Source organism: Ruegeria sp. N11 (assembly GCF_056531525.1).
In genome coordinates this window covers 1-6,555 of the sequence record NZ_JBQFLX010000051.1, presented here as the reverse complement: position 1 = coordinate 6,555, position 6,555 = coordinate 1, and the positions used below count along the sequence as shown (strand labels likewise).

At 52.0% G+C, this 6,555-nt stretch carries 6 protein-coding genes; all 6 read right to left on the bottom strand.

Annotation, left to right across the window (positions count from 1 at the left end; translation table 11 throughout):
- The coding region (locus tag ACR0J8_RS23810; RefSeq protein WP_480892749.1) for a peptidoglycan DD-metalloendopeptidase family protein at positions 1-3,613 on the bottom strand (3,613 nt) is incomplete at its 3' end.
- Between the two features lie 371 nt (positions 3,614-3,984).
- Positions 3,985-4,197 carry a hypothetical protein gene (locus ACR0J8_RS23805; RefSeq protein ID WP_480892747.1) on the bottom strand — a complete coding sequence of 71 codons (213 nt, stop codon included), beginning with the start codon at positions 4,195-4,197 and terminating at the stop codon, positions 3,985-3,987.
- Complete coding sequence (locus ACR0J8_RS23800) at positions 4,194-4,829, bottom strand: hypothetical protein (protein WP_480892744.1); 636 nt, start codon at positions 4,827-4,829, stop codon at positions 4,194-4,196. Before ACR0J8_RS23800 ends, ACR0J8_RS23805 begins: the two co-directional genes overlap by 4 nt.
- 31 nt (positions 4,830-4,860) lie before the next feature.
- Entirely contained in the window at positions 4,861-5,388 is a 528-nt protein-coding gene (locus ACR0J8_RS23795) for a MarR family transcriptional regulator (protein WP_480892741.1), read from the bottom strand.
- Positions 5,389-5,905: 517 nt separating this feature from the next.
- Positions 5,906-6,115: a MerR family transcriptional regulator gene (locus ACR0J8_RS23790; RefSeq protein ID WP_058272409.1), complete on the bottom strand. Its 210-nt coding sequence runs from the start codon at positions 6,113-6,115 to the stop codon at positions 5,906-5,908.
- A 111-nt stretch (positions 6,116-6,226) separates the two neighbouring features.
- Complete coding sequence (locus ACR0J8_RS23785; protein ID WP_480892738.1) at positions 6,227-6,427, bottom strand: hypothetical protein; 201 nt, start codon at positions 6,425-6,427, stop codon at positions 6,227-6,229.
- Between the last annotated feature and the right edge of the window lie 128 nt (positions 6,428-6,555).

Sequence of the window (6,555 nt, the reverse complement as noted above, 5' to 3'; positions counted from 1 at the left end):
AGCTTTGATCTCCTCCATCCGTGGCATTTGGAGTAAACGTCAGCTGATCATCACCCGATCCTGTTTGAAGGTTTTGCAGGCGCTCCACACCGGAAACACTGGTCCCGTCCGAAAGAACAAAGTTCGCCCCAGAGCCTCGTCCGTCGAACGTCACGGCGATGGCGGTCGTGGCAAAGCTGCGGTTCAGAAATAGGCTGTCGAAACCTGAACCACCCTTGATGATGTCGGCAACTGCACTTGCATCTGAGGAAATTGTATCATCTCCGGCCCCTCCGTCGAGGACATTGGTGCCGCCATAGCCGCTCAGTTGGTCGTTGCCGTCTCCGCCCAGCAGAATGTCGTTGCCATCAAAATTGGTGCGCCCGCGCAGATCGTCATCACCGGACCCGCCAATTGCATGAAAGTTCTCGACTTCGTCCAGGATTATTCGATGCGTGTTGCCCTGGGTGGACATTTCCATCTGGTTGCCGCCAGACCCCCGAAGCTTCACACCCCCTGCAAAACCCGAGTAGTCTAAGATCGCCGTGTCATTGCCGCCCCTTGCGTTCCAGCTTTGATCTCCTCCATCCGTGGCATTTGGAGTAAACGTCAGCTGATCATCACCCGATCCTGTTTGAAGGTTTTGCAGGCGCTCCACACCAGAAACATTGGTGCTATCGGCAAGGACAAAACTCGCACCAATGCCGCGCCCGTCAAACGTTAAAGATATTGCAGTGGTAGCATTGCTGCGATCAAGCACCAGACTATCAAATCCAGAGCCACCTCTAACGGTATCAGCAACAGCGTTCTGGCTCGAGATAATTAGGTCGTTCCCAGACCCCCCGTCTAAAACGTTCGTGCCACCGTATCCGAGCAGTTGGTCGTTTCCGTCTCCACCCAACAGTATGTCGTTGCCATTAAAATTGATGCGACCGCGCAAGTCGTCGTCACCAGACCCACCTATCGCATGGAGGTTCTCAACATTGTACAAAGAGATCCGATGAGTGTTAGCAATCGTGGACATTCCCAGCTGATTTCCACCAGTGCCAAATGGCTTCAATCCCGTCGAAAACGCCGAGTAGTCCAGAATCGCCGTGTCGATGCCTCCTGGATCAGAAAAAGACTGATCCGCGGCAGTGGGCGTGAGAAATACTATGTCGTCACCGGCTGTGAAATTCGCCGTTGGTTGCGCTGCATCATCGTCTGCTATCGTAAACGTGGCAAATGCCAAGTGTTGATCGACTGGCTGGCCCGGAGCCGACTGGACAATGAACCCGAATGTTTCTGTGCTCTCGAAAGAGTTATCATCGAGGATTGTGATCGTCACTTGCTGGGAGAGCGTATTTGCCGGAAAAAATAGAGGTGTATCTAAGTAGAAATTGTAGTCGCCGTTGTTCAGAGAACCGAAGGACTGCGTGGTGCTCATATAGACTGTTTCGTCCACTGCATCATTTGGTCGGGTTATAGTGAACGTGACGTCGTTGCCGCCTTCAGTGGTTTGAACCGAACCGGGTGATATTTGCCAACTTCCTTGACTTGGAATGACTAGGCTTGCATCCGCGTCTGTCCCGCCGGGTTCCAAAATTAGGTCTATTCGCGCACCCTCAGGAAGCGAGTTCAAAATGGCAACTGTTTGCCAGGCCGCAGGTCCGCTACCATCTTGATCCACTTGCAAATACGTAAGGCCCAGAGATGGGTCTTTATATTGGCGAACTAGGTTTGCAACAGGTTCACCTAGACCGCCATTGTACGCCGCTCCAACATAGGCCGAGACATCAATTAGATCTCGCTCAAATTCGGAATAATATCCGAAGTCACCAGTTTTGTAGTCCCAAATTCTGTCGATGTCCGAGGGATCTGAAGTGCTTGTCAATACAAAGGTGTCGCTTCCGGATCCTCCAAACAGAACGTCTGACGACGCTCCACCATCTAATACATCGTTTCCAGTGCCTCCCTTGAGAGTATCGTTTCCAGAACCGCCTTTCAGAACGTCGTCCCAAGCGCCGCCGTGTAGCGTATCATCCCCATTGAAGCCAAATAATTGATCGCGGCCAAATCCGCCGTCCAATAGGTCTGAATTGGGTCCACCAAGGATTTGGTCGTCCCCGTCTAAACCAACAACAAAAAAAGGTTGCCCTCCGCTAGGCGCAATGATCCCGCCAACGCCACTAACAGTGACTTCATATAGGTCAGGATTAGCGGCATAAAGGCCATAGAGACTGCTGTTTACAACGCCCGCTAAGCTATTCTCATACAGTGCTAGGGGATGTTCACTTGTTCCTGGTATGGCACCACTCCCCGACAGATCTTCGTCAGGAAAGTCGGGCCGGTCGATTAAAAGCTGTTGGCCATTACTTGCTTGGCTTGGAGTCGCATTAAAAACTGCGTCACCAGTGTGCCCAATATTTATTAGACTATCCGCTAGGTATGGCGCAGCCATCTGGGCACCTGGAGATCCAAATGAAATACCAAGATAGTTCGCTTGTGAGTCAAGATAGTTCTCAATCAGGTACTGTTCCGCGAGCACCCCGCCCAAACTGTGGCCAGTAACCAGAACGTTCTGCACACCTGTTGACGCGACAAAGGAATTGAAAGCGTCAACAATTTCTTGATATTGAGCAAAAACCAAAGCCCATGATAGCGGGCCAACGACAAGGTCAGTCAGCACCAATTCTCCAGGTTCATCGGTGCCCCGAAACACTAACGCTGCTGTGCTAGTAGTAGGGGAGTACGCAACGAATGCATTCCCGGTCGCAGAACTGAACAAAGGCAGATTTGTCTGAAAGTAACCTTCGCTATCAAAATCCAAAAACGATAAACTTTGGTTGAAACTTTGCAGGGCAACTGGGGAAAGAACATTCCAATCTGTCCCCAATAATCGAGACTGGAGATCTTGCCCATTGCTGTAACCAATTGTTGAAAGAAGGATGGCATCGTCACCGTACTCACTCAGCGCATCTGATTGAGTTGCAGAACCTGCACCAGAGCTCGAACCTGTCCCTGAATTTGTACTTGTAAGCAAGTCGCCTGAATTCAATTGTCCAGATTGATTGGGGCTATCCTGAAAATCCAAAAGTGACAAAAGACGCCCGCCGTCAGCAATGCCCTCTGCTATTTGATAAGAAGGAAAGCTCACTCCGGCCGAATTGGTGTAAGGTCCTAAAGTCTCTCCTATATTGAGATGAAGGTGTGTATCTGTTCGTAAACCCGTATTGCCGACCTGCCCAATGACTTGACCAGCAAGTACCGTGTCTCCAACACTAACTGGGACGGAGCTTTGCGACAGATGTAAATAACTGGAAAAAAAAGTTTGCCCGTTGATATTGTGTTCAAGAGTGACGACATTGCCTAGCGCGCCCGGAGGTCCAAGCGATGGGTCGCGAGATGTTCCGTCGCTACCTAAGCTGCCACTGGTAGAGCTGCCATCTGGTACACTTTGTTCGATGAACACTACCTTGCCATCAGCGACAGCCAAGACATTTTCACCCAATATGGAACCATTGGAGAGAACAAAATCCCAACCATAAAAGATGTCTCCAGAATGGCTGAAACCACCACCCGGCGCTTGTGTAATGCGTAATTGCCGGCCTGCCGTCAAAGGCGTGGCCAGCGAAATCGCCGACGAAATTGTCATTTGAGATGCCCCCCGGAATTCCCAAACTGTGTCAAATTAATATTTGTCTAGGTTGCCGTATCGAACATTTGGCAGTCAAGATTATTGGATTTATCTGAAGGGTGTCTCACACTAGGGCTGATACTTCGTTCAACTCCGATTTAGTTTAATGTCATGTTTTCTTAAGTCTTTTTCCAGATGCGCTCATTTCAAAGAGGCAGTATCTGGAAGACATATGTAGAAAATAGAAAAGCACTAAACTCTCATTGTCAGCAAATTAGTAACACTGGTTCGCATGGTTTCGCATTAAACAAATCGTTGCCCCGCAACTGATTCCTAACGTATCGAGCGCTTTAATTGTCTTTCGGCGCGGAGAAGTTCATTGATAGTCTTTAGCACTTCCTCAGCTTCTCGTGATCTTTCCCCGTGTTTCCAAGATGGATGTGAAGCCCCTGCAGTATGCCCACCTCCGGCACCGTGAACTCGACATACACGCCAACCACGAACGGCAGGCGCTCGACATCGCTGACCTGTAGACTTTGCTTTCGCAGTGCATCTGGGCGCATCATTGAGCCGTTTGGTAGGGTCCATGAGGTTGTCGTCACTTTTTGTCATCCGACCGCCCCCCGTTTTGAACGTTTCCGACAATCGCCTGACCACCTTCTTTGACCTCAACGCGTTCGACCCGGACGGTTTGATCTGCCTTGGATCGATACCGTTTCAGAGTTTCAACCTGGCTCGTGAAAGTGCGCGCGAGTTTGTTAAGTGCCCGTTCCGCTGAATCTTGCTGCGGGAGAGTTTTTACATGGTTCAGGCGCCGTGCCATCATCATCGTAGCCTGATGGATCGCACCCATTTGGATCGCAAGCATGGCTTCGATCTCGTCCTGCGGCATAACCCCAGCAACAACCGACATCACAAAGTTCGATGCCGTCTCGGAGACAGAGCTGTCCTGTTGCCCAAGAGTCGCGACTTGATCCATGACGCCTTCGAAGAACCGGTAGTCTGCTGTGCCGAGCTCATGCATTGCCAAAGCACAAGCCGCCGTTGGATCTTTTCCTTTATGTCCCACCGTGAGTCTTCGCGTTTCTTCATCGAAGTCCAGCTTGATGTCCGGGCCCCGAACACGCGATCCCGTCCGTTCGTTCAAATCAGCAATCGCATTGGTCTCCGCTTCGGCAAGCTCGGAGGTCTTTGTCTGAAGCTTGTTGCCTTTGTCTTTCTGTGCCTTGCTCATATCCGCCTCGCGTAACAGGGAGTGGTTAGTATTAGTGTTCCGTTTCAGAACCGATGGACCTGCGAGAAATCGGCCTGACGGGTTCTGATTTGGAACCATTGGAGGTCTTTGGGTTCTCAAACGGAACCACAGAGGATGCTGACGGGTCCGTCTCAGAACCGCGTTTTGTTTTTTCGGTCTGCCAGAAGCGCCAGTCGTTTGTGGCAGCTTTCTTGCCGGACCGGGCCTGCGTCGCCTTGGTCGTCAACCGCCACTCATGAGCCCGGCGGTGATACCAGTTGCCATTCTGCTCCAGCACAAGAAAGCCTTTGTTCTGCAGATCCCCGAAAGCGCGTTGAACGGTGGCCTTGCCCAACCCCAAGATTTCTGCCGCCTCGTTCATCGACAGAAACACCTTGCCGTTGTTGCCGCCGTTGAAGCGGGTGTGAAGCTCCAGCCAGAGCTTCACTGCCGGTCCTGACAGCGCCCGCCACGCCGGAGATTTGATCATGGCATAGGGCAGAGGAACATATTGGCCCTCATCCGACCGTTTGCCTTTGGGAGACCGGCGCCTACTCATCGCGACACCTCCGCTGGAAACGCTCGGGAAGGGCATCCAATTCCGAAATGTCGCAGCCGATATGCGCCCGGACGAGCCGGGTTAGACCGGATTTGGACACACAGTACCCGAGCGTGTCCCATGCCGCTCCCCCGGCCTGAAATTGGGGCCTCTGACGCTGAAACAGCCATTGGATGCCATCCCGGCATACGGCAACCCGGTAACTGCCGAGGCGAAAGAGCTCGCCCCGGTAGTTCTCGGCGGTTTCGCGGTGATCAGTTTGGCAAAGAGGGCCAGTGTCTGCCCCCCTGTTGTGACTGGTACTGTTCGACTTGGAGATGGACATATCAGCCATGCTCGATCCTTCCTTTCCGAATGATCACTCGTTCGACCGAGTGGCTCTGGGGCGACCAATAGTACCGGCGCTCGTTTTGTCTTGTCGGCTCGGGGCATCCTGTGGCATCAACTGGACTTGCTAGGGTGGCAGTTGATGTCACTGGAAAAGCCCCATCTCCGCGCTTGGAGTTGGGGTTTTTCATTATGCAGCCTCGTTGTTGGGATCGGTGCGCCGGGCCGCCAGCCAGGCGTTCAGATCGGCGCCGTGATAGGCGATCCGCCGACCGATGCGGATAAAGGCCGGACCACACATGCGGTGGCGCCATTGAGCCAGCTTCTCGCGGTTTCCCAGCAATTGCATTTCAGGGTCTTCTGGGAAATAGACCCGGTCGTCATTGAAGACGTTTGCCATCGTTGAAATCCTCTTGGATCAGTTGCGATGGCTCCCAATTATGGGCAGCTTTGTCGAAGTGTCACCAGACTTTTTCCAGAGCTTAAGCGTCTTCCAGAAGCGAGAAAACGCTTAGGCGTTTTTCCTGAACACCGCTTCGTACCTTGATTTGAAAGGCTCTTCTGAACGCAACGCCGTTCCATAGTCCGCATGAGTTTTTCGCGATTTTGGGAAGTCCAGTTGTTTCTCAACTGACTTTTCCAAAGCTTGCTCGATTATTCGTTCTTCGCTGATCAAACCAACCGCGCCAGATAGTTGCTCGATTTCTTGCATCAGCAGTTCAAGGTTTTGAAGTCTGCGATCCCGGGATGTGTCTAGCCCCCTCGTTCGGCACCACTAAATTGAGGTTTCTCTAATAAGGTTTCAGGCACAGGTGGGCGCATGTTCAGAGCATGATGTGG